The sequence below is a fragment of the Rhizomonospora bruguierae genome (assembly GCF_018397995.1).
Taxonomy (GTDB): Bacteria; Actinomycetota; Actinomycetes; order Mycobacteriales; family Micromonosporaceae; genus Rhizomonospora; species Rhizomonospora bruguierae.
Map to the genome: position 1 here is coordinate 1 of NZ_BBQH01000157.1, position 1,052 is coordinate 1,052.

A 1,052-nucleotide genomic window follows, 5' to 3' on the forward strand; every position below is an offset into this window, starting at 1 on the left:
AGTCAAAGCAAAGTCGGTTGATCATGGCCGGGATGCGTTGAGTAGGGCGGGGATGAGCATCTTGTCGGCGTGGTGACGTTCCATGACCTGCTTGATCCTGGAGTGTCCGGCAAGCCGGATCAGGGCGATGGCGAGGTTACGCAGGGCAGCCATGGTGTGGGCGACGTTGCCGAGCCAGGCGTGGTGGGTGTCCTCGCCGAACAGAACGTCACGGACCCAGTGGATCTTGTTTTCAATCCACCAATGGGTGCGTACATGGGCGGCGATCTCGGCTGCCGTGCTGGTCAGGCTGGTGATTCCGTGGACGATCTGTTTGCTGACCCGCTGGCTGTCGGGGGCGTACACGTCGCGGCGGAGCCGGAAGACCAGGGCCGCGTCGGGGAAGTCGATGCCTGTGGCGGGTGTGATCCAGATGGTGCGGGTGATCCGGTGGCCGCTGCGGCGTTCGGTGTCGGTGTGGGCGCTGGTCGCCGCTGTTGCCGCGGGCAGTCGGTCGGTGATCGCCGCGAGGAGCGTGGGCCTGTTGCCTTTGACGGTGAACACGTAGTCCGCGCCGCGTCCGCGCAGGTAGGTGGCGGTGCCGCTGCTGGGATGCGCGGCATCCGCGGTGATCACCATGCCGGTGATGTCGATCGGGTCGAGCAGGGCTTCGATCTGGGTGACCTCGGTGGTGTCGGCCGGGACCTGGACCTGGGCGATGACCACCGCGGTGTCATGCCGCATCGCGGAGAACAACTGCACGTCGACGTCGGTACCGCCGCCCGAGTGCCGGACGGTCTTGCCGTCCAGCGCCAACCCGACCCCGGCGGGATCGTCGAGCCGGTCGGCCAGCCAGGCGCAGAGCAGACGGTCCACCACCGCCGCGTCGACCGCCTGGACCAGCCGGCGCAGCGTGTCCCGACCCGGCGCGATCCGGATCCCGAGCACCGGATGCCGGCGGGCGCCCGCGGCGGCCAGCAACGGCTGCGGCAACTCGGCGACCCGGTCGGCGGCCTGCCGGAAGTTCCGCGCCCCGCACAACAACGCCAACGTCACCACGGTCAACACCGTTG

General features: G+C 68.6%; 1 protein-coding gene. It reads right to left on the bottom strand.

Going from position 1 to position 1,052, the window contains the following annotated elements; all coding sequences use genetic code 11:
• Positions 1–21: 21 nt before the first annotated feature.
• The coding region (locus KJS59_RS30610) for an ISAs1 family transposase (RefSeq protein WP_213457477.1) at positions 22–1,052 on the bottom strand (1,031 nt) is incomplete at its 5' end.